Origin of the sequence: Kocuria sp. ChxB (assembly GCF_044359605.1) — a bacterium.
Classification (GTDB): Bacteria; Actinomycetota; Actinomycetes; order Actinomycetales; family Micrococcaceae; genus Kocuria; species Kocuria rhizophila.
Genome location: NZ_CP121123.1, coordinates 36,351 through 62,112, shown reverse-complemented (window position 1 = coordinate 62,112; position 25,762 = coordinate 36,351). Strand labels below are relative to the sequence as shown.

The window sequence follows — 25,762 nt, the reverse complement described above, 5'->3', positions numbered from 1 at the left end:
GCGACGTGCATCGGCCCGCAGGTCGTCCGTCACAACGCTACCGCACCGCGGGCCGGGGCCCGAGAACATCCGATCCGATGCGCACGTGCGTGGCCCCCGCGAGCACCGCGGCCTCGAGGTCCCCGCTCATGCCCGCGGAGACGGCCCGGGCCTGTGGGTGCTCGCGCTGCAGCAGCTGGGAGATCTCCCACAGTCTCTCGAAGGCTTCTGAGGGATCCCCGTCCCGGGGCGCCACGGCCATCACGCCGCCGAGCGCGAGCCCCTCCGTCACCGCCACGGCATCGGCCAGCGCGGGCAGGGCATCCGGATGGGCTCCCCCGCGGGCGCCGTCCCGGGAGACCTCGGGATCAAGATCCACCTGGAGCAGGCACGTGAGGTCGTGCTCCGCGCACGGCCCCGGGGTGACCTCCTCCGCGAGTACGGCCTCCCTGTGGTGGCGTACCGCCTTGCCCAGGGCCGTGACCAGCGACGGCCGGTCCACCGAGTGGACCCAGGACGCGTAGCGGACCACGCGCTTGGCCTTGTTCGACTGCAGCTGCCCCACGAAGTGCCACACCGGCGGCGTCACGGGCGGCTCGCGGTGGCCCAGCACCTCGGCCACCCTGGCGGCCTTCGGCCCGGCCTCCTGGTCCTTGTTCTCCCCCACCGCCCGAACTCCCAGCTCGCGCAGCCTCAGGACGTCCTCGGCGGGGAAGAACTTGGTGACCACCACGAGCGACGGCAGCTCGCCACCGTGGTCGTGCTGCTCGTCGCGATCCTGCGCGGCGGACAGGATCCGCTGGCGCACCGACGCCACACGCTGGGCGAGCTCCGCGGTGCGGTGCGCGTCACCGCCCTCGGTGACGCCGGGCGACGCAGTCGCCGCCTCTCCGGTCGTGGGTTCGTGACTCATGCGGGCTCCTTCCTGGTGCGCGGCCACACGAGGCCGGCGAGGCGTCCGGGAGTCGCGTCCCGGCGGTACGAGTACAGCTGGTCGTGCTCGAGGGTGCACCATGCCCGCCGGTCCGCGCACGCGGGATCCACACGGACGCCGCGCGCCTCGAGCAGGGACCGGGCCGCCCCGGGCAGGTCGAGCCCGGGCGTGCCCCGCACGGTGGTCGTGGTGATGCCGGGCAGGATTCGTTCGGCCGAGCGCGCCATCTCCCCCGGCACCTCGTAGCAGCGGCCGCACACGGCCGGACCGATCCACGCGGTGAGCTGCTCGGCACCGTGCGCCCGCGCGGCCTCGACCGTGGCCTGCAGGACACCGTCCAGCAGTCCCTTCCGCCCCGCGTGCGCCACCGCGAGCACGGGAACGTCGCCGGGCTCCGCGCGGAAGCGGGTGCCCACGAGGACCACCGGGAGGCAGTCTGCGGTGAGGATCCCCAGGGGTGTGCCGTCCGCGCTCACGGACGCGTCCGCCTCGGGGGCGCGGACGGGGGCGGCAGTGCCCGTCACGTCCGCGACCACGGTGCCGTGCACCTGTCGCACGTAGCGCACGGGCTCGCACCCCAGCGCGGTTTCCAGGGCACGACGCCGCTGGGCCACCCGCGCGACGTCGTCACCCGTGTGGGCCGCGAGATTGCCCTCGACCACGTCGGTGAAGGCCACGCCCACCCCGTGCTGCTCTGACTGGTACCACACGGCGTCCTCCTCGGAATCGCTCTGGGATGGTGTGCGGGAACGTGAACGGGGTGACCACCCGTGGGTGGTCACCCCGTTCACCGGACCGGTCCGGACCTGCCCACCGCGGCACGAGCCGCCGGCCGCGCGGACCGGTCCCCGGTCATCCGCGGGTGCCTGGCACCCGCGGCATCACTTCAGGAAGTCCGGGAAGTCCAGGGAGTCCTTGCGGCTCGTGGAGTTCGAGGACGAGGGGGCGTCGGACTCCGCCGGCAGGTCCACGTCGAACCCGGCGTCGTCCGGGATGTCGTCGTCCTGGCCCTGGCGCGAGCCCAGACCGACCGCCGGTGCCCCGTAGGACGAACCGCCGCGCTGGGGCGAACGGCCCAGGCCGGAGGGCCGGGAGGCGTCGCCGCCGAAGGTGGCCCGGGTGCTCTCCGCCTGGCGCTGGGCCGGCGAGGAGTTGTTGGCGTTGGTCTCCTGGGAGACGGAGTCGAAGCCGGCGGCGATCACGGTGACGCGCGCCTGGTCGCCCAGGGCGTCGTCGATCACGGCGCCGAAGATGATGTTCGCCTCGGGGTGGGCGACCTCCTGGACCAGACGGGCAGCCTCGTTGATCTCGAACAGGCCGAGGTCCGAACCACCCTGGATGGACAGCAGCACACCGTGCGCGCCGTCGATCGAGGCCTCGAGCAGCGGGGACGCGATCGCCAGCTCGGCGGCCTTCACGGCGCGGTCCTCGCCCTGGGCGGAGCCGATGCCCATGAGCGCGGAACCGGCGCCCTGCATCACGGACTTCACGTCCGCGAAGTCCAGGTTGATCAGGCCGGGGGTGGTGATCAGGTCGGTGATGCCCGAGACACCCGACAGCAGCACCTGGTCCGCGGACTTGAAGGCGTCCAGCATGGACACGTTGCGGTCCGAGATGGAGAGCAGACGGTCGTTGGGGATCACGATGAGCGTGTCCACCTCGTCCCGCAGGGTCTCGATGCCGTTCTCCGCCTGGTTGGAGCGGCGACGACCCTCGAAGGTGAACGGGCGGGTGACCACGCCGATGGTCAGGGCACCCAGGGAGCGCGCGATGCGCGCCACGACAGGAGCTCCGCCGGTGCCGGTGCCGCCGCCCTCGCCCGCGGTCACGAAGACCATGTCGGCGCCCTTGAGCACCTCCTGGATCTCCTCCTCGTGGTCCTCGGCGGCCTGGCGGCCCACGTCCGGGTTGGCGCCGGCGCCGAGGCCGCGGGTCAGTTCGCGGCCGACGTCGAGCTTGACGTCCGCGTCCGACATCAGCAGGGCCTGGGCGTCCGTGTTGATGGCAATGAACTCGACGCCGCGCAGACCTTCCTCGATCATGCGGTTGACGGCGTTCACGCCGCCGCCGCCGATGCCGACCACCTTGATGACAGCCAAGTAGTTCTGGGGGGTTGAGGAGTCCATGTGCACCTAACTCGCGTGGGCTTGCGGGGATGGGAGAGCTGACGGGGAAAGTCTCAAGACTTACGTGAAACTCTGGGGAAGTGACCGCTCCCGGGGGAACGCCATTCCATTGCAGATCAGGATAACAACCCCGAAGGCTCTGTCCCTATCATGCTCCCACGTGTCACGGGGATGCGCCACATTTGTCCTGGTCACCCTCAGGTTTAAAGTCTCACTGCCAACTCCAGAAACTGCAGGCGAAACTCACTTCACCACGGGGTGCAGCGGCGCGGAGACGTCCACCACGGCGGATCTCGAGGCCGCCTCGGAGTTCATGAGGGTGGCCACCACCTGGGCCTTCACGTCGCTGTCGCGCGCATCCCCCCACACCACCGTGGGACCGTCCTTCATGCTCAGTTCCACCGTGGACCCGGACGGGGCCGAGGCGCTCTCCAGACGGGCGAGGACGTCCGCGGGGAGCGTGGCCAGCACCTCCGAGATCGCCTGGAACTGCGGCGTGCTCAGCACCTTGGTGCCCCCGGCCACGAGGGGGACGTCGGGGCGGCGCTCGGCCGGGACGGAGCTCAGCGGCTTGCCCTCGGAGTCCACGAGCACCACCGAGGAGCCGTCTTCGACCGCAGCAACCCCCACGCGCTCGTGCAGCTGCACGGAGATGGTGTGCGGGGGCTGGAACGCCACGTCCACGGACTTGACCTGGGGGACGTCGCCCACGGAGTCCTTGACGTCCTGCTTGGAGATCCGGGTCATGGGGACACCCTGGAACCCGGACAGCGCCTCCTCGACCTTCTGCGGATCGGTGAGCGTCGCGCCCTGCACGTCGATCGTGCGGGTGGCGAAGAGGGGCGAGAAGAACACCACGAGAACCAGCGCGATCAGCGCCAGCAGGGAGACGAGCAGCGTGACCAGTCGTCGGCGCCGACGCCGCTGGTGCGCGCTGCGGGGCAGGCGGACCACCGTGGTGCCGTCCGGGTCCTCCTCAGTTCCGGGGGCGTCCCCGATCTGACCGGCACCCTCCTCCCGGGCCGCCCGACGCCTGGCGCGCCACGAGGAGAAGCGGCCGCCGGCCTCGGGCACGGCCTCGAGCTGACCGGTGTCCACGCGGGTCACCTTGGACTCGTCGTTGACCCGGACGAGGGGGAGCTCGTCCTGCTCGTTCGTCCCGGTACCCGCGGACGTGCCGCGGGCGGCGTCGTGCCCGGCGCTCCCCGCAGTGCCGGTGCCGTCCCCGGAGCGTCCCGCGGACGCGGGGCGCGGGTGGCTGCCGACCGCGGTCGAACCGGTCCCCGGGGCGCGCACGGCGTCCCGCGGGGAAACCGGCGTGTCCCCGTCGCCGGATGCCCCGGCGCAGCCGTCGAAGGAGGGCTGGTGCGGCGGAACGGAGCGCGTCATCGGCGGTGTTCCAGGGCCTCGAGCACCCGCGGACCGAGAGCCGTGACGTCCCCGGCGCCGATCGTCATGACCACGTCACCGGGTTGCGCGCTCGCCACCACCGCGGCGATCGCCTCGTCGGCACCCGGGGTCGAGACCACCCGGTCGGTGCTCGTGTGCTCCACGATCGTGGCGCCCGTGATCCCGGGCTCCGGCTGCTCGCGGGCACCGAACACGTCGGTCACGCACGCGAGGTCCGCCTGTTCCAGGGCACGGCAGAACGGCTCGGCGAACTCGCGGGTCCTCGAGTACAGGTGGGGCTGGAAGATCGCGAGCACGCGGTGGTCCTGGGCCACGTCCCGAGCCGCACCGAGGGCCGCGAGAACTTCCGTGGGGTGGTGGGCGTAGTCGTCGAACACGCGCACGGATCCCACCTCTCCCTTCAGGTCGAAGCGCCGGGCGGAGCCGTGGAAGTCCGCGAGCCCGGCGAGCAGCCGGTCCGCGTCCGCGCCCGCGGCGAGGCCCGCGGCGAAGGCTGCGGCGGCGTCGGCCACGTTGTGCGCGCCGGGCACGGCGAGCATGAGCTCCTCGCTGCGGCGCTCACCGGCCACGGTGAACGTGAGCTGGCACGTGGAGCCGGTGCCGCGCGGGACGGGCTCGGAGAACACGACGTCCGCCGTGGCCGCCGCACCGTACGTCACCACGGTGTGCCCCGCCGCACGACGCCGCTCGGCGAGGTTCGCGGCCCCGGGGTCGTCCGCGCACGCCACCAGGATGCCGCCGTCGCGGATGGTCGCCGAGAAGTCGTCGAACGCGCGGAAGAATTCCTCCTGGCTGCCGTAGTGGTCCAGGTGGTCCGCCTCCACGTTGGTCACCACCGCGATCCGCGGGTGGTAGGCCAGGAAGGAGCCGTCCGACTCGTCGGCCTCCGCGACGAACCACTCCCCTGCGCCGAATCCGGCGTTCGCCCCCAGATCGGCCACGTGGGCGCCGATGGCCCACGAGGGGTCGAGCCCCGCCGCGCGCAGGGCCACCGCCGTCATGGAGCTCGTGGTGGTCTTGCCGTGCGTGCCCGCCACGGCGATCACGTGGCGCCCGTGCATGGCGGCCGCGAGCGCCTGGGACCGGTGCAGCACCCGCAGGCCGGACTCGCGGGCAGCGGCCAGTTCGGGGTTCTCGTCCTTGATGGCGGTGGAGACCACCACCGTGTCCGCTGCCGCCACGTTCTGCGCGTCCTGGCCCACGAACACGTGTGCGCCGAGCGACTCGAGCTCCCGCAGCCCCGGGGAGTCCTTGGCGTCGGAGCCGCTCACGGCCACGTCCCGGGCCAGCAGCAGCCGTGCCACGGCGGACATTCCCGCGCCGCCCATGCCGATGAAGTGCACGCGGCCCAGGTCGCGGGGATCGAGCGGTTGCTGGCTGTTCACGGTGTTCTCCTGTGGGCGGTGGGAAGCGGGGGGGGTCAGCGCCGGGCGCTGTCGAGGGTCAGGCGGGCCATCACCTGGGCGGCGTCGCGCACGCCGTGGGCCGCGGAGGCGCGGGCCATGCGGTCCAGCCGAGCGGCGTCGGACACGAGCGGAGCCACGGTGTCGCGGTAGAACTGCGGCGTGAACTGGTCGTCGGCCACGATCTGCGCACCGCCGGCTGCCACGAGGGAACGGGCGTTGAGCTCCTGCTCGCCGTTGCCGATGGGCAGGGGGACGAACACGGCGGGCAGTCCCACGGCGGCGACCTCGCACACGGTGGCCGCGCCGGCGCGCGCCACGAGCAGGTCCGCGGCGGCGTACACCGCCTCCATGCCGTCCACGAACTCGGTCTGCACGTAGTTCCTGGCCCGCAGCAGCTCGCCGTCCGGGGTGCGGACCTCCTTGGTCCGCCCGGTCACGTGCAGCAGCTGGTAGCCGTGCTCGCCGACCTCGCGTGCCACGGCCGCCACGGTGCGGTTCATGGACTGGGCACCGGAGGAGCCGCCCGTGACCACCACGGTGGGCAGGTCCGGCTGCAGTCCGAGGGCCACGCGTGCCCGGGACTTCTGGGCGGCCCGGTCCAGGGTGGCGATCTCCTCGCGCATGGGCATGCCCACCACGCGCGCTCCGCGCAGGGGCGTGTCCGGGAAGGCCGTGGCCACCACGGAGGCAAACCGGGCTCCCACCCGGTTGGCGAGTCCGGGCTTGGCGTTGGCCTCGTGGATCACCACGGGGATCCTGCGGCGGGCGGCCGCGAGGTACACGGGCGTGCAGACGTAGCCGCCCACTCCCACGACCACGGTGGCCTGCTGCGCGTCGAGGATGCGACCGGCCTGCGCCACGGCGGTGGCCATGCGCCGGGGAAGGCGCACGAGATCCACGGAGGGCCTGCGGGGCAGAGGAACGCGTTCGATGAGCTCCAGCTGCACACCCGCCTCCGGGACCAGGCGGGTCTCCATGCCCGCGGCCGTGCCCACGGCGCACACCGTGGCGTCCGCCCTGGCCTCCTGGATGGCCCGTGCGATGGCCAGCAGCGGGCTGATGTGGCCCGCGGTGCCACCGCCCGCCAGCACCACGCGGGCCGAGCCCGCGCGCTGCTCCTCCGTGCCGGGTCCTGGTGTCGTGGTCATGCTCGGCCCCTTCCTGCTCGGCTGGTCAGTCGCTCGCGCCACATGGGCCGCCCCTCGCGGACGTCCGGATCGAGCCCGCGCTCACGGGCCTCCTGCTCGTCCAGGATCTGCGCCTCGGCGGAACCGCCCGCAGAACGCACCCGCACGGTGCGCGGCACCCTGGCGAAGGACATGACCACTCCCACGGCGGCCATGGTCATGAGGAGCGCGGATCCACCGTAGCTGATGAACGGCAGCGGGATCCCGATCACCGGCAGCAGTCCCGTGACCATGCCCATGTTCACGAACGCCTGCCCCACGATCCACGTGGTGATGCACGCGGTGGTGATGCGCACGAACGTGCTGCGGGTGCGGGTCAGGATCCGGGCCATGGCCACCACCATGATGACGAACAGCACCAGGATGATCATGGTGCCCACGAGCCCGAGCTCCTCGCCGATGATCGAGAAGATGTAGTCGTTGTGGGCCTCCGGCACGTAGTTGTACTTCAACCGGGACTGGCCCAGACCCACTCCCCACCAGCCGCCGGTGGCCAGGGCGTTGAGCCCCTGCTCGGCCTGCCAGCACGCGTCCGTGGCCCCGCAGTCCCCGAAGAGCCACCCGGTGATGCGGTCCAGACGGTGCGGGGCGACGATCACCAGCAGCAGTCCGGCACCCGCCGCGAGAACGCCGCCGGCGGCAAAGATCCTCAGCGGGGCCCCCGCGAACCACAGCGCGGCGGCGTAGATGAGGCAGAACACGATGGCGGTTCCGGCATCCCCGCCCAGCAGGACCATGGCCGTGGGGACGGCGAACGCCAGGAAGGACGGCCACATGGCCTTCCTCCAGTCCCCCTCGACCGCCCTGCCCTGGGCGGCGAGCACCGCCGCGAGCGCGAGACTCATGGCCAGCTTCGCGACCTCGGAGGGCTGGATCGACTGCCCGCCGAGAACCAGCCAGTTGCGGTTGCCGTTGACCTCACGCCCCAGGGGTGTGAAGACAAGAGCGGAGACCAGCACGCTGAAGATCCATGCGGGCCATGCGGCCTTGCGGTACACGTGGGTGGGCACGAGGGACAGTCCGAACATGACGATCAGCCCCAGCACCCCGAACATCGCCTGCTTGGCGAAGAGGGAGTACGCGGAACGGGAGTCCGAGATGGACTCCACGGCGGACGCCGAGAGCACCATCATCACGCCGATGCCGGTCAGCAGGATCACGCAGCCGGCCAGCGCGTAGTAGGAGTGGTAGAGCGGGCCGTCCGTGAACTGGTGCCACAGCCGCCGCATCCTCGTGCTCAGGGCCGCGCCCTCGGCGGCGTCCGCGGGGGCCGGGCGTTCGGTGGTCGGTGCGCTCATCACAGCCCCAGCTCCTCGTGCACGCCGCGGATGAAGGCCTGGCCGCGCTGCGCGTAGTCCGCGAACTGGTCCATGGACGCCGCGGCGGGTGCCATCAGCACGGTGTCCCCGGGGGCGGCGATGCCGTGGGCCAGCCGGACGGCGTGGCGCATCACGGCAGGCCCGTCCGCGGGGTCGAGAGGTGCCTGGTCCGCGGCGGCGGGTGCGTCCGCGACGGCCGCGCCGAGGCTGCCCGGGGTGGCGTGGTGCACGGGGACCTCCGGCGCGAGCCGTGCGAGCGAGTCCAGCAGCCCGGCGTGGTCGGTGCCGATGACCACCACGGCCTTGAGGCGGCCGGCGTTGCGCGCCACGAGGTCGTCGTAGGTCACGCCCTTGGAGAGTCCCCCGGCGATCCACACCACTGAGTCGAACGCGGAGAGGGAGGCCTGCGCGGCGTGCGGGTTGGTGGCCTTGGAGTCGTTGACCCAGCGCACGCCCTCGGACTCGAGCACCAGCTGGATGCGGTGCTCCCCGAGGTGGTGCGCCCGGAGACCGTCCCGCACCGCCTCCGGCTCCACCCCCGCGGCCCGGGCCAGCGCGGCCGCGGCCAGCGCGTTGGCCACGCCGTGGCGCGTGGGGAGGGGGCCGGTGTCGGAGACCGATCCCAGCTCGGCGGCGGTCTTCACGCGGTCGGCCACGAACGCCCGGTCCACCAGGAGGTCCTCCACGACCCCCACCATGGACAGCCCGGGGTGCTGCGTGGTGAAGCCCACCGCGCGGCAGCCCTCCACCACGTCCGCGGCCTCCACGAGTTCCTCCGCACCGGGCTGCTCGGCGTTGTACACGCAGGCCACCTGGGTGTTCTCGTACACGCGGGACTTGTCCGCGCGGTAGTTCTCGAAGCTGCCGTGCCAGTCCACGTGGTCCTCGGCCACGTTGAGCACGGCCGAGGCCAGCGGGGAGACCGAGTGCATCCAGTGCAGCTGGAAGCTCGAGAGCTCCACGGCCAGGACGTCGTACTCCACGGGATCGCGCAGCGCGTCCAGGATGGGCGTGCCCACGTTGCCCACGGCGATCGCCTTGAGCCCGGCGGCCTGCAGGATCGAGGCCGTCATCCCCACCGTGGTGGTCTTGCCGTTGGTCCCGGTGAGGCACAGCCACTGCGGGGTCTTGCGCCCCTGCCTGCGGTTCACGCGCCACGCGAGCTCCACGTCCCCCCAGATCTGGATGCCCTCCTCGCGCGCCGCTGTGAGCAGCGGGCTGGTGGGCCGGATCCCCGGGGACGTGACCACGAGGTCGGGGCGCTCCCCCGCCACGTCCGGCACGCGGGTCATGGCGTCCGGTCCCAGCACGACGTCGCTCGCCCCCACGATCCTCAGGGTGTCCGCGCTCTGCCGGTTGCGTTCGGTGTCCCCCGCGTCCACCACGGTGACCAGCGCGCCCAGCTCGATCAGGGTGTCCGCGGCGGCGAAGCCCGAGACGCCGATCCCGGCGACCACCACGCGCAGCCCCGCCCACGGGGCGTCCCAGCTGGTCAGCCCGGCGAGTCGGGGGTTTTCCAGGATCGGGTTGTCATTGCTCGCGTGCATCATGACCGTGTCTGCCTCATCCTCGTGCGGAACGTGTGTGGTGGCGGTGGATCGTGGGGCGCCCGGGTGCCGGGCGGCGTCGTCAGTGCAGGACCTCGGTGCCGGGGAAGGCACCGCCGTTGAACAGCAGCCAGTCACCGTAGAACATGCCCAGGGCCGCCGCCACGAAGAGTCCGGCGATCACCCAGAAGCGCACCACGATGGTGACCTCCTGCCAGCCCTTGAGCTCGAAGTGGTGCTGCAGCGGCGCCATCTTGAAGATCCGCTTGCCGTGGGAGAGCTTGAAGTAGCCCACCTGGAGGATCACGGACATCGTGATGACCACGAACAGACCCGCGATCAGCACGAGCAGCAGCTCGGTGCGGGAGAGCACCGCGAACGCGGCCAGCGCACCGCCGAGGCCCAGGGAGCCGGTGTCCCCCATGAAGATCTTGGCGGGCGAGGTGTTCCACCACAGGAAGCCGATCAGCGACCCCACGAGCGCGGACGCCACGAGGGAGAGGTCCATGGGGTCCCGCACCTCGTAGCACGCGGCCTGTGCCACGTTCTCGCACAGGTGCCCCGCCTGCCACAGCGTGATCAGCATGTAGCCGCTGAACACCAGGATGGACGCCCCCGTGGCGAGCCCGTCCAGACCGTCCGTGAGGTTGACCGCGTTGGTGGTGCCGGTGGCGATCAGGTTCACCCAGACCACGAACAGCAGCAGACCGACGACCGGCCCCGCGAACGCGAGGTCGATCCCGGTGTCACGGGTCCAGGAGATCGCCGTGGAGGCCGGGGTGTTGCCCGCCTCGTCCGGGAAGAACAGCACGAGCACCGCGAACGCGCTGCCGATCGCGCCCTGCAGCACCATCTTCCCGGCAGGGGTCAGCCCCAGGTTCTGCTTCTGGGAGATCTTCTTGTAGTCGTCCAGGAACCCCACGAGCCCCATGCCGAGCATGAGGGCGAGCGCGAGGACGCCGGAGAGCGTGATGCCACCGTTGGCGGGCCAGAGGATGACGCTGATCAGGTGGGTCACCAGGTACGCGGCCACGACCGACAGCAGGATGGCCACGCCGCCCATCGTGGGTGTGCCGCGCTTGGTCTGGTGCGAGGTGGGGCCGTCGTCGCGGATGTACTGGCCGTAGCCGTGCCGTGCCAGGACCTTGATGAGCAGGGGCGTCCCGAAGATCGAGAAGACGAGACCGAGTCCCGCGGCCATGAGCAGTTGAATCATCGGGCTCAGCCCTCCTGGTCGTTCGAGTCGGAGCCGCGCCGGGCGATGCGGTCGCCCAGGTGGTGGAGACCGGCGGCGTTGGAGGACTTCAGCAGCACGATGTCCCCGGGGCGCAGCACGGCCTCGAGGTGCTCCTGCGCGGCCTCGGCGTCAGGGACCCACGCCGCCTCCTCGCCCCAGGACCCCTCGAGCGTTGCCGCGGTGAACACGGGCCGGGCGAGGTCTCCCACCGCGACCACGTGCGAGATGTTGAGACGCACGAGCAGCTGCCCGAGGTCCGCGTGGGCGGCGATGGACTCGTCACCGAGCTCGTGCATCCCGCCGATGACCGCGATCGTGCGCCGCGGTGGGTGCTCGGCGTCGCCCCGGCCCAGCTGGGCGAGGGTCTGCAGCGCGGCCTTCATGGACTGCGGGTTGGCGTTGTAGGCGTCGTTGACCACGGTCACGCCGTCCGGCCGTTCGGTGCGCTCCATGCGCCACCGCGAACGGGCCCCCCGGCCCTCCAGCCCGGCGGCGATGCGCGCGGGCTCCACCCCGGCCGCGCAGGCCACCGAGGCGGCCGCGAGCAGGTTGCTCACGTGGTGCACCCCGATCAGCTGCGAGCGCACTGGGAAGGCCGAGCCGTCCGGGAAGTGCAGCGTGAAGGACGAGCAGCCGTCCGCGCCCGTGGTGACGTCCTCGGCCCACACGCGCGGGTCCGGGTGGGCGGGGTCGCGCGGCTCCGGCCCCTCTCCGAAGGACAGGACGTGCGCCGCGGTGCGCTCGCGCATGGCCCGCACGCGGGCGTCGTCGTCGTTGAGCACGGCCGTGCTCTCGGGCGTGAGGGCCTCGACCATCTCGCCCTTGGCGCGGGCGATGTTCTCGACTCCGCCGAACTCCCCCGCGTGCGCGGAGCCGACGCACAGCACCGCGCCCACGTCCGGGCGCACCATGTCGCACAGGTAGCGGATGTTGCCGATGTGGGTGGCGCCCATCTCGATCACGAGGTACTCGGTGTCCTCCGTGGCGGTGAACACCGTGAGGGGGACACCCACCTCGCCGTTGTAGGAGTTGCGCGGGGCCACGGTGGGGCCCTCCGCGCCGAAGATCCCGTGCAGCAGGTCCTTGGTGGTGGTCTTGCCCACCGACCCCGTGACGGCCACGACCGTGACCGGGTGCTCGGCCCGCAGCAGCTGCACCACGCGGCTCGCCAGCGCGCCCATGGCCAGGACCACGTCCTCGACCACCACGCACGGGTACGGGCTGCCGGACTCGTCCAGGACCTCGCGCTCGGTGAGGTGCAGCACGGCTCCGGCCGCCGCGGCCTGCGGCACGAAGCGGTGACCGTCCGTGGTCTCCCCCGGCTTGGCGACGAACAGCGTGCCGGGTGCAACCTCGCGCGAGTCGGTGGTCACGGACGTGACGGTCACGGAGTCGGGGTCCGGGACACCGGCGAGCCGGCCGTTCACGGCCTCCGCGATCCGGGCGGCGGAGATGGCGATCATTTCTGCTCCTCTGAGTGCGTCTGCAGGGCGGCAAGCGCCTCCCGCAGCTCCACGCGGTCGTCCAGGGGGACGTCCACGCCGTCGACGTCCTGCACGGTCTCGTGGCCCCTGCCGGCCACGATGACCGCGTCCTCGGGCCGGGCCATGCGCACCGCGGTGCGGATGGCGGTGGCACGCGGTTCGATGACCAGCACCTCGGAGGCGCGGGCCCCCGCGGCCACGGCCTCGCGGGCACCCGCGGCCACCTGCTCGCGGATCGGGCCGGGATCCTCCCCGTGGGGGTCGTCGTCCGTGACGATCACCACGTCCGCCTCCTCGGCGGCCACGCGGCCCATGACGGGGCGCTTGGTGGTGTCGCGCTCCCCCGTGGCGCCGAACACGACGATCACGCGGCCGTCCTCGGGGTCCACCGAGCGCAGCGCACGCACCAGGGCGTCCGGGTTGTGGGCGAAGTCCACGAGGGAGGTGGGCCGGGTCCCCACGAGCTCCATGCGACCGGGCACGCTCGCGGTGAGCGGGTCGTGCTCGTCCAGGGCGCGCTGCAGGGCATCGAGCGCCACGCCGGAGTCCAGCACCATGAGCACCGCGAGCGCCGCGTTGGCCACGTTGAAGTCACCCGGCAGGCCGGTGTGCACGCGCAGCTCACGGCCGTCCCGGTGCCGCAGCACGAACGACGTGCCGATGCCCCGGCTGGTCAGCGAGCTCAGGGTCCAGTCCGCCGCGTCCGCCTCCGGGCCCGCGTGGTCGCTGCCCCGCAGGGCCACGGTGCTCACGTTCTGCGCCCCGAGGTTCTCCCGCGCCCGCCGCGCCATGGCCGCGCCCCACGGGTCGTCCTCGGACAGCACGACGACGGCGCGCCGGGTCCGCCGCGCCGTGAACAGCTGGGCCTTGGCCTCGAAGTACTCCGCCATGGAGCCGTGCAGGTCCAGGTGGTCCTGGGTGAGGTTGGTGAACCCCGCGACGTCGTAGCGCACCCCGTCCACGCGGTGGAACTCGAGCGCGTGCGAGGAGACTTCCATGGCGGTGGCCGTGATACCCCGTTCCCGCATCAGCGCCAGCAGGCTGTGGACGTGGGGGGCCTCCGGGGTGGTGAGCTGCGACGGGATGGGGGTGTCTCCGGCGAGGATCTCGATGGTCCCGATCAGCCCCGTGGTGTGCCCCAGGGCGCGCAGGACGGAGGTGGTGAAGTAGGTGGTGGTCGTCTTGCCGTTGGTCCCGGTCACCGCGAACAGTTTCTGGGCCGCGCCGTCCTCCGGCTGGGAGCCGTACACGGCCGCGGCCACGGAGCCGACCCACTGACGGGGCTCGGGGCTCACGAGCACCGGCAGCTCCACGCCGGTCCGCGAGAGCTCCGCCGCTCCGTCCGGATCCGTGAGCACGGCCACCGCACCGGCCGCGGCGGCGTCGGACGCGAAGCGGGCACCGTGGACGCGGGCACCGGGCAGAGCCGCGTAGAGGTCACCGGGCTGCACCTCCCGGGAGTTCAGCACCACGCCCGTGACGGAGCCCGGACGGCCCGTGGCCACCGGCACCAGCCGGGCGCCCGTGAGCCGGGCGACGTCCTCGACCGTGTGCGGGACGGGATGGGACGGACGCACGCTCTGCGCATCCGATCCCTCGCGGGCAGAAGCCACCATGAATACCTCTTCGAACCTGTCTGCGGACGTGCCCCGTCCACCCGGGCCGGTGTCTCACCGGTGATTGCTCGTGCGTTGTCGCTCTGAGTCCGCAGTTTATCCCTGGGACTCGTCCCTGCCCGGCTGAGGCCAGGTCTGCTCGAGCGCGTTGGTGGGTGTCACGTCCTTCTTGATGTTCTCCGGCACCTGCATGTCCAGCTCCGGCGCCTTGGTGGTGGAGGGTGCCACGTTGTAGTGGTGCAGCACCTGGGACATGATCTGGGAGAACGTGGACGTCACGCCCACGGTGTGGACGTCGCCCTGCGGCCGCTGCATGGTGACGCCCACGAGGTACTGCGGGTCCTCCATGGGTGCCACTCCCACGAAGGACGTGGTGAAGCCGTCGTAGCCGCCCTTCTCGCTGGGGGCTTCCGCGGTGCCGGTCTTGCCGCCCACGCGGTAGCCCGCAACGGCGGCGTCCTTGGCGCCGCCCTGGGTGACCACGTTCTCCATCACGTCCAGGGTCTGCTGGGCCGCGGTCTCCGAGATCACCTGCTTCGGGGCGGGGCTCTCGGGCGTGGTGACCGTGCCGTCCGGGGACGTGGTGGACTCCACGATCCGCGGCTCGATCTGCTTCCCCCCGTTGGCCACCGCCTGGAAGATCGACGCCGTGCGCAGCGGTGTCTGGGACACCCCCTGTCCGAACAGCACCGTGTACTCCTGGCGGGCATCCCACTGTGCGGCCGGGGTCAGGATGCCCGTGGACTCGCCGGGCAGCTCGATGCCGGTGGCCGAGCCCACCCCGAATTCCTCGAGGTTGTCGTGGCGAGTCTCCTTGCCCATCTTGGAGCCCATGATCACGGTTCCCGTGTTCATGGAGTCCGCAATGATGCCCGCGGCGGTGCGGTTCTGCGTGCCGTGGTCGAACGCGTCCGTGATCTTCTCGGAGCCGATCTGCAGGTACGGCGGCACGGTGATCTCGGTCTCCGGCGCCACGATCCCCCGGTCCAGGGCGCCCGCGAGCGTGGCGATCTTCTCCGTGGACCCGGGCTCGACGGCCTGGGTCACAGCGCGCGCGGAGAGGTCCACCGCGTCCGCCTTGCCCGGCACGTTCGGGTCCACCGAGGACGAGTCCGCGAGCGCCAGCACCTTGCCGGTCTTCACATCCATGACCACGGCCGTGCCCCACTCGGCCTTGAGCTCCTTGGTGCGTTCGCGCACGGCCTGCTCCGCGAAGAACTGGACGTCGCTGTCCAGGGACAGCTGGACGTCCGAACCGTCCTGCGCGGCCTTCTGCTCCTGCGGCGCCACCGGGATGCGCACCCCGTCGCCGGAGATCTCGAACTGGCGTTCTCCGTCCGTGCCCCGCAGCAGCTCGTCCTGGGTCTGCTCGATGCCGCCGAGGGCCTGTCCCTCACTACCCAGGAAGCCCACCACGGACCCGCCCAGGGAACCGTTCGGGTAGCTGCGCTGGAAGGTGGGCTGGCCGTAGATGTAGGGCAGGTTCAGCTCGCGCAGGGCGTTGTACTGCTCGGGGGTGACCCCGCGCGCCACGTAGTTGAAGGTCTTGTCGCCGTCCAGGGCGTTCTTGACGTCCGAGTCCTTCATCCCCAGCGCGTCGGCGATCTTGTAGACCGCCTGGGTGGGCGCCACCGTCTCCACGGTGCCGTCCTTGTTCGGAACCGCCACCTCCGTGACCGCGGTCTGGTCCACCGTGATGTCGTAGCGCTGCAGCGTGCGGGCCAGCACGGTGCCGCTCGTGTCCGTGATCTCGCCCCGCACCGCGGGAACGGGCTCCACCATGGTGCGCTGCTGCGCGGCCGTCTCGGCGCGGCCCGTGGGGTCCAGGCCCTGCACCCAGAAGAGCCGACCGGCCACGAGCAGCAGCAGCGCCAGCAGGAGGGCAATCCCCACCTGGGTGGGCGTGTAGGGCCTGAGCAGGCGGTTCCTGCGCGCGGGTGCTGGTGACACGGTCTTCCTCGATTCCTGGACGCCTGCGTGGTGCGGCTACCTCCGACGGGTGCTGGTTCCGGTCCGCCGGGCGGACCGACGGATCATTGACCGGGCGCGCGCTGCGACGGCGCGGGGATGGAACCGCCGTTGAGGTCCCGCGCCTCCTCGGCCTTGCGGTCGGCCTCACGCTGGGCGGTCTTCTTCTCCGCCTCCTCCTTGGCGCGCTTCTCCGCACGCTCCTCCGCGGCCGCGCGGTTCTTCTCGGCGGCGTCGGAGCCCTTCATCTCCGCGGGCGGGACGAGGATGTCCTGGGAGTCCTTCTTCTCCGCCGGTGCGGACGGCGGTGTGACGTCACCGGTGTCCACGTTGATGCTGCCCACGTCCTGGGCCGGCACCATGCCGAGGTCGTTCGCGCGGGCGGCGAGGTTCTGCGGCGCGGAGTTGGCCTCGATGTCCTGCGTGAGCGCCTCGTTCTCCTGCGACAGCGCCCGCTCCTGACCGGTGAGCTCGGTCAGCTGGTACTGCCCCTGCGTGATCTGGACGTTCAGCAGCAGGATGCCCACGAGTGCTGCGGCCAGTGCGAGCGTGCACATCACCACCGTGGACACACGGCTGCGGCGGGGCACGCGCCGTGGCACCACGGACAGCGGCTGCCGCTGCGCGTCACCCGGGGACTCCGGGGCCGACGCCGCGCGGTCCGGTCCTCGGCTCATCGCGTCCCCCCTGGTGTGATGGTCTCCCGCAGGCGCTCCGCCGCCCGGAGCCGGGCGGACGCGGCGCGCGGGTTGCCCGCCGTCTCGTCCTCGTGGGCCCGCTCGGCCCCGCGCGTGACGACCTTCAGCACCGGCTGGTGCTCCGGCAGCTCCACGGGGAAGCCCCGGGGTGCCGTGGAACGCGCACCGCGAGCGAACTCCTGCTTGACGATTCTGTCCTCCAGGGAGTGGTAGCTCATGGCGACGACACGCCCTCCCACCCTGACAGTTTCCACGGCCGCGGGGATCGCTCGCTCCAGGACGTCCAGCTCCTCGTTGACCTCGATGCGCAGCGCCTGGAACGTCTGCTTGGCGGGGTGCCCCTTCTTGTGCTGCGCGGCGGCGGGAACGGCGGAGCGCACCACCTCTACGAGCTGGGCGGTGGTGTCCAGAGGTGCCTGCGTCCGGGCGGCCACGATCGCGCGCGCGATCCGCGGCGCGAAGCGGTCCTCACCCCACCGGTAGATGATGTCCCGCAGCTCGTCCTCGGAGTACTCGTTGACCACCGTGCGGGCCGTGAGCTCGGCCCGGGAGTCCATGCGCATGTCGAGTGGCGCGTCGAAGGAGTAGGCGAAGCCGCGGTCGCGCTCGTCCAGCTGGAGGGAGGAGACTCCCAGGTCGAAGAGGATCCCGTCCACCCGCTCCACGCCCGCCAGCGCGGCGGCGTCGGCAATGTGGTCGTACGTGGTGTGGATGCTCGTGAAGCGGTCCCCGAACCGCTCGAGCCGCCGCCCGGCGAGCCGCAGCGCCTGCGGGTCCCGGTCGATGCCCACCACCCTGGCGCGCGGGAAACGGTCGAGGATCGCCTCGGTGTGCCCGCCCATCCCGAGGGTCGCGTCGACGACCACAGGGCTCGGGGACTCCAGTGCCGGGGCGAGGAGGTCGAGGCAGCGGTGCAGCATCACGGGAACGTGCCGCTGCTCGGCGGGCGCCTCTTCCATGCCGGGCTCCTGGTCTGTTGCTGGTGGTGCTGGGGGGGGGTGGGTCGAGGACCCTGTGCCATGGTACGGGCCGTGACCGCCCGCCGACGCGGCCGAGGAACCTGCCGGTGACGTGGCACCGCCCAGTGACATCACAGCCCAGTGACATCGCACCGCCCAGTGGCGACTCGGATCGGGCGGCGCACCCGGCGATCCTGGCCCTCCGATTCGTCTCCGGGCGCGGCGGCCCCGCGGGCCGGCCACCCGGTCACCAGATCCCCATCCGCCGCTCGCCCCTCGAATCCGGCCTGGCTCGGGGGAAGTCGAGTCAGGACGGTGACGTGGGCGGCTGGAGATCTCATGACCGGGAACGCACCGGCGAGGCACCGGGCCGGGACCTCAGAAGAGTCCGGGGATGACCTCGTCCTCGGTCTCGGAGAATGCCGCTTCCTTCTCCGAGAGGTACTGCTGCCAGGCGGCCGCATCCCAGATCTCGGCGCGGCTGCCCGCCCCGATCACCGCCAGTTCCCGGTCCAGGCCCGCGTAGGAGCGCAGGGACGCGGGAATGGTGATGCGACCTTGCTTGTCCGGAACCTCGTCCGAGGCTCCGGAGAGAAAAACGCGGATGTAGTCCCTGGCCTGCTTGGACGACAGCGGCGCCGCCCGCATCTGTTCGTGGACCCTGGCGAACTCCTCCGCGCTGAACACGTACAGGCATCGCTCCTGTCCGCGCGTCAGCACGAGTCCGTCCGCCAGTTCAGCCCTGAACTTGGCCGGGAGGATGAGCCGTGCCTTGTCGTCGAGACGCGGTTCGTATGTTCCGAGAAACATCGCCACCGCCTCCGCCTCAGGGCCAGCCCGACCCCCGCTTCTCTACCGCCCTCCACTTTACTCCACTCCACTCCCCGGTCAATGCAGAACGCTCCACAATGCCTCTCCGGGCAGCCCGATCCAGGGTCTGCGGGCCCCTCGAGAGGAGGCGCAACCGGGCCCTGTCCTGGGGCGGGGGCGGTGGTGCCGCGGGAGCGGAGACAGAAGAACTCCCCGGCGACACGCCGGGGAGTTCGAGGAAGATCGGAGCCGCGAGGGCCTCTGGCGGGCCGGTCAGAGCCCGCCCTGGTTGCGCCTGTCCCACTTCTCCTCAAGACCCTGGAGGAAAGTGGAGGACTTCTTCGGGGCGGGTCCGGAGCCCCCCGGGGTGGTGCCCGTGGACGACGCCGCGCCCGTGGGAGCCTTGCTGCGGAGGGTGGCCACGTACGTGCCGCCGGCCATGACCACGAAGCCGAGCACTCCCACCACGATCAGCTGCGTGGACACCCCGGCGAGGAGGACGCCGAGTCCCACCACCGCGAGCACGACCCCCAGCACGACGTTGCGCATGGAGCCCCGCCCCCGCACCGTCTCGGTGTGCATGCTGGATGCGAAGCGGGGGTCGTCTTCGTGCAGCTGCTTCTCGAGCTGGGCGAGAAGCTGCTGTTCGTGCTCGGAGAGAGGCACGATTCCTCCTGTGGGGTTGAGAGAGTGAGGCGGTGGCCGTGGGACCGTCCCTCACGTACCGTCCAGAATATCCCGTGGCGGGGCGTTTGGCACCGTGGGATCCATCAGTTTCGCTGGACGCACGACCCCCGGCCCGAACCTGTGGTGCACCCGGTCCATGGCCTCCTCTGCCGCTCCCCACTCCCCCTCGCGGCCGTCCAGGCTGAGCTGGAGGGCGTGGCCGGATCCCACGAGCTTCTCGGACCTGACACCTATCAGCCGCACCGCCTGCGGGCGCGGCCCCAGTGCGTCGAGCAGACCGGCGGCCTCCGTGTAGAGGTCGTGGGCGGAGGCCACGGGGTGGCCCAGGGTGCGCGAGCGGGTGATCGTGGTGAAGTCCGCGTACCGCAGCTTGAGCCCCACCCGTCCCGTGAGCAGCCCGTGGCGTCTCAGCCGGGCCGCCGTGTCGTGGCTCAGCCCGAGCAGGACGCGCTTGAGCTGGGCGGTGTCCGCCACGTCCGTCTGGAACGTGCGTTCGGCACCCAGGCTCTTCTCCTCCCGCGCGGGTGTCACGGGGCGCGGGTCGTGGCCGAGGGCGAGCTGCTGCAGGTGTGAGCCCGCGGCCACCCCCACGAGGGCGTGCAGCCGCGGCAGCGGGGTGTCCGCGATGTCCCCCACCGTGGCGAGTCCCGCCGCGTGAAGGGTCTCGGACGTGCGCCTGCCCACGCCCCACAGCCGCTCCACCGGCAGGTGGGCGAGGAACGCCCGGGTGTGCTCCGGGGCCACCACGAGCAGCCCGTCCGGCTTGCAGTGCGCCGAGGCGATCTTGGCCACCGTCTTGTTCTCTCCGATCCCCACGGACGCGGTGAGCCCGGTCCGCTCGTGGATGGTGCGCCGCAGCCGCCGGGCGATCTCCACGGGTGGCCCGCAGCGGCGGATGGCGCCCGAGACGTCCACGAACGCCTCGTCCACGCTCAGCTGCTCCACCCGGTCCGTCACGGAGCGGAAGATGTCCATCACGATCGCCGAGTAGTGGGCGTAGGCCTCCCGGTGGGGTTCCAGCAGCACTGCCGAGGGGCACCTGGCCCGCGCCTGGGAGACCGGCATGGCGGAGTGCACCCCGTACTCGCGGGCCTCGTAGGAGGCCGAGAGCACCACGGAGCGCGGCCCGGAACCCGCGACGATCACTGGGCGGCCGCGGTGCTGCGGTGCGCTGAGCAGCTCGACCCCCACGTAGAACATGTCCATGTCCACGTGGAGGATCGCGCAGCGCCGGTACTCCTCCAGCTGCTGCGGGCTCGGACCGCCCATCGCGTGCGCCTCCCGTCTCCACTCCTCCGGGACGGACCCGGAGATCCCCGCCGAGTCGGGGCCGGGACGGAGCCCAGCCTAGGGTTCGGCTCCGACACGCTGAACGGAGCCCGTGACGTGCGGCTAGGCTGGGCGGGCCGGTCCGCGGACCCCGCGGGCGAGCCCGGCCCGCGTGGCCCGGCACACGCCACCCCTCCCAGCAAAGGTGCCCCGGAATGACCTCCACGGACGATCCCGCCGCCACTGCCGCCGCGCAGGACGCCCAGTTCTCCGCCCGGCTCGACACCGCCATCCGCGAGTTCTTCGCCGCCGAGCGGGAACGGGTCACCGCCATCTCCCCCGACGCCACGCGCCTGGTGGCGGCCATCGCCGACCTCACGGACGGCGGCAAGCGGCTGCGCGCGCGACTGTGCCACTGGGGCTGGTGCGCCGCGGGCGGGGAGGCGGGCAGCGACGTCGTGGTGGCCGCGGCGGCATCACTCGAACTGTTCCAGACGGCGGCGCTGATCCACGACGACGTCCTGGACCGCTCGGACACCCGCCGGGGCAGGCCAAGCGTCCACAGGGTCTTCGAGGCCGTCCACCGCGGGGCCGGCTGGGCCGCGGATCCCGAGCACTTCGGCGTCGGTGCCGCCGTGCTCACCGGGGACATGAGTCTGTCCTTCGCGGAGCAGCTCTTCGCCGAGGCCGCCGCAGGTGTGGCCCCTGCGGCGGGCGCCACGGCGCGGCACATCTTCTCGAGCATGCGCACCGAGGTGATGGCCGGGCAGTACCTCGACATCCACGCGGAGGTCGCCCCGCCGTCGCACGACGCCGCGGTGCAGCTCAAGCGCGCCATGACGGTGCTGCGCTACAAGTCCGCCAAGTACTCGGTGGAGCACCCCGTGGCCATCGGTGCCGCCCTGGCCGGTGCGGACCAGCAGTTCCTGGCCGCGTGCGCGGCGTTCACCCTTCCCCTGGGAGAGGCGTTCCAGCTGCGCGACGACGTCCTGGGTGTGTTCGGCGACCCGGAGACCACGGGCAAGCCCGCGGGGGACGACATCAGGGAGGGCAAGCGCACCGCCCTGATCGCGCTCTGCTCCGCCGGGTGCTCCCCCGCGCAGCGGCAGTGGCTCGAATCGGTGCTGGGCTGCGAACGGCTCACCGAGGAGGACGTGGCGCGGGTGCGTGACCTCATGCGCTCCAGCGGCGCCCACGAGCGCTCCGAGCAGCTCATCGCGGACCTCGTGGCGTCCTCGGACGAGGCGTTGGCGGTGCTGCCCACCGGCGAGGTGCCCCGCGCGGGACTGCGGGCGCTGGCGGACGCGGCGGTGCGCCGCACACGCTGAGTCACCCCGGAGCAGGGGCCGCGAGCCCCGCGCCGCGGGCGGGGTCCGGGCATGCCGCGGGCCGGCGCCCTCCGTGGTTCTCAGTCGGCCCGGTTCACCAGCCGAGCGCCTGTGCCCGGCGCCGCACCTCGGTCTTCTGACCGCGGCGCAGCGCGTCGATCGGGCGGCCGGGGAGGGACTCGTCCTCGGTGAACAGCCAGCGGATGGCCTGCGCATCCGTGTAGGCCGCGTCACGCAGTACCGCCACCGTGCCCTTGAGGGAGTCCACGGGGTGCGAGCCGTCCATGAACGCCGCGGGCACCACGCGCACGCGGTCCTCGGGGCGGCGCACCTCCAGCAGGGAGCCGTCGTCCATGAGACGGTGCACCCTGGTGATCTGGATGTCCATGGCCTCGGCGATGTCGGGCAGGTGCGTCCACTCGCCCACGAGGGCGTCGAGTTCGGCGAATTCCTGGGGCGTGAGATCGGTTGCGTAGTTCACGCGCACTACTCTGCCACGCCGCCGCAGGCTCGCAGAACCCGGGTGGGCGGCGCAGGGTCGGGTAATCTGGCAGCACAGCGTGCGGCGCCCCCGGTGCCCCCGATCGTCCCCTTTCCCCCATGCCGAGGCAGGTATCGCGAACATGCCGGTTGAGCCGCCCCACGACCGCCACACCCCCCGCGGCCAGTGGTCCCGCCGCGCCGCTCACGGGTCCGTGGCCGCCCTGACGGCACTCACCGCGCTGGGAACCATGGGGGCGGCCCAGGCCGCGCCCGCCACCCCGCAGACCGTCCAGGTGGCCCAGCAGCACGCGGGACAGGTGACCGTCGCCCCCGGGGACTCCGTGTGGTCCCTGGCCACCCGGCACGGCGTGAGCGTCTCGGAGCTCATGGCCGCCAACGACATCCCGGCGCACGGCATGATCCGCCCCGGCCAGCGGCTGCGCATCCCCGAGACCTCGAACCCCGCGGACGGGGAGGCGGCCCCCGCCCGGGGGAAGAACGCCCCGAAGCCGTCCCCCGCGGGCGGCAGCTCCACGCCCGCACCCGCCCGGGCGCACCACAGCGTGGCCGCCGGGGACACCCTGTGGGACCTCGCCCTGCGCTACGAGGTGAGCGTGGGCGACCTCATGCGGGCCAACTCGCTCTCCCCGAGCGAGGTGCTGCGCCCCGGACGCACCCTCGTGATTCCCGGGGCCGCCCCCGATGCGGCGCCCGCGCACAGGGCGGGCGCGGCGGCGTCGTCCCCCGCGCCCGAGCGCTCCGGGACCACGGCACCGGACGAGGAACCCGCCGTGGGAGACTCCTTCGCGGGCCGCCAGTACCCCCGGGAGGTGGTGGACTCGGCCAACGCGCACCACGAGCAGCTGCGCTCGCGCGCCGTGCCGCCGCCGGCGCAGATCCGGCAGATGGTGGAGGCCACCGCCCGCGACATGGGCGTGGACCCGGCCCTCGCGCTGGCCCACGCGTCCCAGGAGTCGGGGTTCCGCCACGACGTCGTGTCCCCGGCGGACGCCGTGGGCACCATGCAGGTGGTGCCCGCCGCGGGCGACTGGGCCTGCGCCATGGTGGGCCGCGACCTGGACCTGCTGGACCCGCAGGACAACATCACCGCGGGCGTGGCCATCATCCGGGCGCTGCAGGACAGGGCCCCGGACAAGGCCACCGGGATCGGCGCCTACTACCAGGGACTGCACGGCGTGACCACGTACGGTATGTATTCCGACACCAAGGCATACGTCAAGGCCGTGAGCGCACAGGAACGGAAATTTGCCCAGTAGCAGCATGAACGACCACCGTGTGGGGGCCCTGCTCGAGAACCGCTACCGCGTTCTCCGGCGGATCGCCCACGGGGGAACGGCGGCCGTCTTCGAGGGCCTGGACGAGCGCCTCGACCGCCCCGTGGCCCTGAAGATCATGCACCCGCACTGCGCGGACGACCCCCGCTTCGTCACCCGGGCCGAACGCGAGGCGAAGGCCGCCGCCCGGCTCCACGACCCCCACGTGGTGGCCGTGCTGGACCAGGGGCGCACCGACGACGGCGTGCTGTACCTGGTGCTCGAGTTCGTGGACGGACCCACCCTGCGCGAGGTCGTCGCACGCGAGGCGCCGATGGACCCGCACCGCACCCTCGAGCTGCTCGTGCCGGTGCTCCGGGGCCTCGCCAGGGCGCACCGCACCGGCCTGGTGCACCGCGACGTCAAGCCCGAGAACGTCCTGCTCACCGCGGACGGGCAGGTGAAGGTCGCGGACTTCGGCCTCACGCGCGCCGTGGACGACCACACGACCAGCACCACCGTGCTGGGCACCGTGGGCTACGCCGCGCCCGAGCTGGTGGGCGACGGCCCCGTGGACCAGCGCAGCGACGTGTACGCCGTGGGCATCATGGCCTACGAGATGCTCACAGGCTCCCGCCCTTACACGGGCACGGCCCTGCAGGTCGCCACCGCGCACGTGAGCCGGGACGTGCCCGCCCCGAGCGGGATCGCCGCGGGAGTGCCCCCCGCCCTGGACGAGTTCGTGCTGCGGGCCACCTCCCGCGACGCGTCCCGGCGCCCCGCGGACGCCGCCGAGCTGCTGGACCTCGCCCTCGCCGTCCGACGCTCCCTCCCCGCTCCCGTGGATCCGCTGTCCCTGGGGGAGGCGGCCACCGAGGTCCTCGCCGGAAGCTCCCACTCCCCCACCGGCCATCCGGAGGAGGCACCCACCGAGGCCGTCGGCGCCGGCACCGCGGACGGCTCCGGGGAGGAGGCCACCGAGGCCATGGGCCACGGGGTGCAGGACCTGCCCACCGAGGCCATCGGCACCCCCACGCAGGAGGCTTTCACGGAGGCCCTGGGGACGCCGTGGCACGAGGCCCCCACGGAGGCTCTCGGCACGGGGCCGCACGAGGCCCCCACCGAGGTCGTGGGCGCTTACGCCGGGGTGCCCCCGCGAGGCCACGGCACCCCGATCCTGCCCGCCTACGAGGAGGACGCCACGGGCACGGTGGCGCTCACCCAGGTGGGGTCCACGGCGCACCGCGCGCCGCACGAGCCGCGTGTGCGCCTGAATCCCCCGGCCCAGCCGCTGCACGTGGCGCTCGCGGTCGTGGTGTTCGCGCTGCTGCTCACGGTGGCGGCGTTCCTGGGCTGGTGGCTGGGCTCCGCCCCCGGGACGGCCTCCGCCACGGTCCCCCCGGTGGCGGGGCAGGACACCGCGGCAGCCGAGCGCACGCTGAACGCCGCGGGGATCTCCAACGTGGGCGTGAGCACCACCCCGAGCCGCGAGGCGCCCGAGGGCACGGTGATCTCCACCGATCCCGCCGCGTCCGCCACCGTTCGGGGGATCGAGCAGGTCAATCTCCTGGTCTCCTCCGGTCCCGCCCAGGTGGACGTTCCGGCCCTGACCGGGATGTCGGCCGACGACGCCGGGGCGGTCGTGAGCGGCGCGGGTCTCGGTCTCGGCGAGGTCACCCGGGAGTACTCGACGCAGTCGGCGGGCACCGTGCTGTCCCAGTCCCCCGAGGCGGGCAGCCGGGTGGACGAGGGAACGCAGGTGTCCCTCACCGTGGCCACGGACTCACCGCAGGGACCGGTCCCGAACGTGGTGGGCAAGGACGCCGAGACGGCGCGCGCCACGCTGGAGGAGCAGGGGTACACCGTGCGGATCGACTCCCCCGTGGGCTCGCACCTGAACCGCGTGGTGCGCCAGCGCGAGGACGGCGACACCGTGGTGCTCACCGTCCTCTGAGCCCCCGCGCGGCTCCCGACCGGCCGCCGGCACAGGACGCCCACGCGCCCGCGCCGGACGGCCGGGGCCCGGCGCGGGGACACGACC

The 25,762-nt window shown here is 72.4% G+C and carries 21 protein-coding genes; 3 read left to right on the top strand and 18 right to left on the bottom strand.

All coding sequences use genetic code 11. The annotated features are described in order from the left end of the window. Positions 1-37: 37 nt before the first annotated feature. The 17 genes from P8S73_RS00270 to dinB form a co-directional block, all read right to left on the bottom strand. A complete protein-coding gene (locus P8S73_RS00270; protein ID WP_039100813.1) occupies positions 38-892 on the bottom strand; it encodes a YggS family pyridoxal phosphate enzyme in 855 nt (284 codons plus the stop codon). Beyond that, positions 889-1,623 carry a polyphenol oxidase family protein gene (locus tag P8S73_RS00265; protein ID WP_121240582.1) on the bottom strand — a complete coding sequence of 245 codons (735 nt, stop codon included), beginning with the start codon at positions 1,621-1,623 and terminating at the stop codon, positions 889-891. The genes P8S73_RS00270 and P8S73_RS00265 overlap by 4 nt, the downstream gene beginning before the upstream one ends. 171 nt (positions 1,624-1,794) lie before the next feature. Continuing rightward, positions 1,795-3,039, bottom strand: coding sequence for a cell division protein FtsZ (gene ftsZ, locus P8S73_RS00260; RefSeq protein ID WP_039100811.1), 1,245 nt, complete (start codon positions 3,037-3,039; stop codon positions 1,795-1,797). Positions 3,040-3,282: 243 nt separating this feature from the next. After that, the gene (locus P8S73_RS00255; RefSeq protein WP_039100810.1) at positions 3,283-4,428 is read right to left on the bottom strand and encodes a cell division protein FtsQ/DivIB; all 1,146 of its coding nucleotides are present in this window, start codon (positions 4,426-4,428) and stop codon (positions 3,283-3,285) included. Then, a complete protein-coding gene (gene murC / locus P8S73_RS00250) occupies positions 4,425-5,834 on the bottom strand; it encodes a UDP-N-acetylmuramate--L-alanine ligase (protein WP_039100809.1) in 1,410 nt (469 codons plus the stop codon). Before murC ends, P8S73_RS00255 begins: the two co-directional genes overlap by 4 nt. A 35-nt stretch (positions 5,835-5,869) precedes the next feature. Further along, positions 5,870-7,003, bottom strand: coding sequence for an undecaprenyldiphospho-muramoylpentapeptide beta-N-acetylglucosaminyltransferase (gene murG / locus P8S73_RS00245; protein WP_039100808.1), 1,134 nt, complete (start codon positions 7,001-7,003; stop codon positions 5,870-5,872). Next, complete coding sequence (gene ftsW, locus P8S73_RS00240) at positions 7,000-8,340, bottom strand: putative lipid II flippase FtsW (protein WP_039100807.1); 1,341 nt, start codon at positions 8,338-8,340, stop codon at positions 7,000-7,002. The genes murG and ftsW overlap by 4 nt, the downstream gene beginning before the upstream one ends. Then, positions 8,340-9,911: a UDP-N-acetylmuramoyl-L-alanine--D-glutamate ligase gene (gene murD, locus P8S73_RS00235; RefSeq protein WP_396350431.1), complete on the bottom strand. Its 1,572-nt coding sequence runs from the start codon at positions 9,909-9,911 to the stop codon at positions 8,340-8,342. The genes ftsW and murD overlap by 1 nt, the downstream gene beginning before the upstream one ends. Before the next feature lie 79 nt (positions 9,912-9,990). Next, positions 9,991-11,124, bottom strand: coding sequence for a phospho-N-acetylmuramoyl-pentapeptide-transferase (mraY, locus tag P8S73_RS00230; protein ID WP_019310740.1), 1,134 nt, complete (start codon positions 11,122-11,124; stop codon positions 9,991-9,993). A gap of 5 nt (positions 11,125-11,129) precedes the next feature. Continuing rightward, a complete protein-coding gene (murF, locus tag P8S73_RS00225; protein WP_396350430.1) occupies positions 11,130-12,608 on the bottom strand; it encodes a UDP-N-acetylmuramoyl-tripeptide--D-alanyl-D-alanine ligase in 1,479 nt (492 codons plus the stop codon). Then, positions 12,605-14,245, bottom strand: a complete 1,641-nt coding sequence (locus P8S73_RS00220) for a UDP-N-acetylmuramoyl-L-alanyl-D-glutamate--2,6-diaminopimelate ligase (protein ID WP_396350429.1) — start codon at positions 14,243-14,245, stop codon at positions 12,605-12,607. The genes murF and P8S73_RS00220 overlap by 4 nt, the downstream gene beginning before the upstream one ends. A 96-nt stretch (positions 14,246-14,341) precedes the next feature. After that, positions 14,342-16,195 carry a peptidoglycan D,D-transpeptidase FtsI family protein gene (locus P8S73_RS00215; protein ID WP_396350428.1) on the bottom strand — a complete coding sequence of 618 codons (1,854 nt, stop codon included), beginning with the start codon at positions 16,193-16,195 and terminating at the stop codon, positions 14,342-14,344. A gap of 83 nt (positions 16,196-16,278) precedes the next feature. After that, positions 16,279-16,890, bottom strand: coding sequence for a hypothetical protein (locus P8S73_RS00210; RefSeq protein WP_039100804.1), 612 nt, complete (start codon positions 16,888-16,890; stop codon positions 16,279-16,281). Continuing rightward, positions 16,887-17,870: a 16S rRNA (cytosine(1402)-N(4))-methyltransferase RsmH gene (gene rsmH, locus P8S73_RS00205; protein WP_019310745.1), complete on the bottom strand. Its 984-nt coding sequence runs from the start codon at positions 17,868-17,870 to the stop codon at positions 16,887-16,889. The genes P8S73_RS00210 and rsmH overlap by 4 nt, the downstream gene beginning before the upstream one ends. Positions 17,871-18,248: 378 nt before the next feature. Then, positions 18,249-18,680, bottom strand: a complete 432-nt coding sequence (mraZ, locus tag P8S73_RS00200) for a division/cell wall cluster transcriptional repressor MraZ (RefSeq protein WP_019310746.1) — start codon at positions 18,678-18,680, stop codon at positions 18,249-18,251. A 273-nt stretch (positions 18,681-18,953) separates the two neighbouring features. After that, positions 18,954-19,346: a DUF3040 domain-containing protein gene (locus P8S73_RS00195; protein ID WP_102613888.1), complete on the bottom strand. Its 393-nt coding sequence runs from the start codon at positions 19,344-19,346 to the stop codon at positions 18,954-18,956. A 51-nt stretch (positions 19,347-19,397) separates the two neighbouring features. Next, on the bottom strand, positions 19,398-20,636 hold the full coding sequence (gene dinB, locus P8S73_RS00190) for a DNA polymerase IV (protein ID WP_396350427.1): 1,239 nt from the start codon (positions 20,634-20,636) through the stop codon (positions 19,398-19,400). A 215-nt stretch (positions 20,637-20,851) separates the two neighbouring features. Here dinB and P8S73_RS00185 point away from each other — a divergent pair, with 215 nt between their 5' ends. Then, positions 20,852-21,964: a polyprenyl synthetase family protein gene (locus P8S73_RS00185; RefSeq protein WP_396350426.1), complete on the top strand. Its 1,113-nt coding sequence runs from the start codon at positions 20,852-20,854 to the stop codon at positions 21,962-21,964. Between the two features lie 94 nt (positions 21,965-22,058). Here the strand turns inward: P8S73_RS00185 and P8S73_RS00180 are convergent, their stop codons facing one another. Then, positions 22,059-22,451, bottom strand: a complete 393-nt coding sequence (locus tag P8S73_RS00180) for an Rv2175c family DNA-binding protein (protein ID WP_019310750.1) — start codon at positions 22,449-22,451, stop codon at positions 22,059-22,061. Between the two features lie 136 nt (positions 22,452-22,587). On the opposite strand from P8S73_RS00180, the gene P8S73_RS00175 reads away from it, so the two are divergent. Together P8S73_RS00175 and P8S73_RS00170 are read left to right on the top strand one after the other, a co-directional pair. Continuing rightward, the gene (locus P8S73_RS00175; protein WP_396350425.1) at positions 22,588-23,724 is read left to right on the top strand and encodes a LysM peptidoglycan-binding domain-containing protein; all 1,137 of its coding nucleotides are present in this window, start codon (positions 22,588-22,590) and stop codon (positions 23,722-23,724) included. Positions 23,725-23,728: 4 nt separating this feature from the next. Then, entirely contained in the window at positions 23,729-25,675 is a 1,947-nt protein-coding gene (locus P8S73_RS00170; protein ID WP_396350424.1) for a PASTA domain-containing protein, read from the top strand. Positions 25,676-25,762 lie beyond the last annotated feature (87 nt).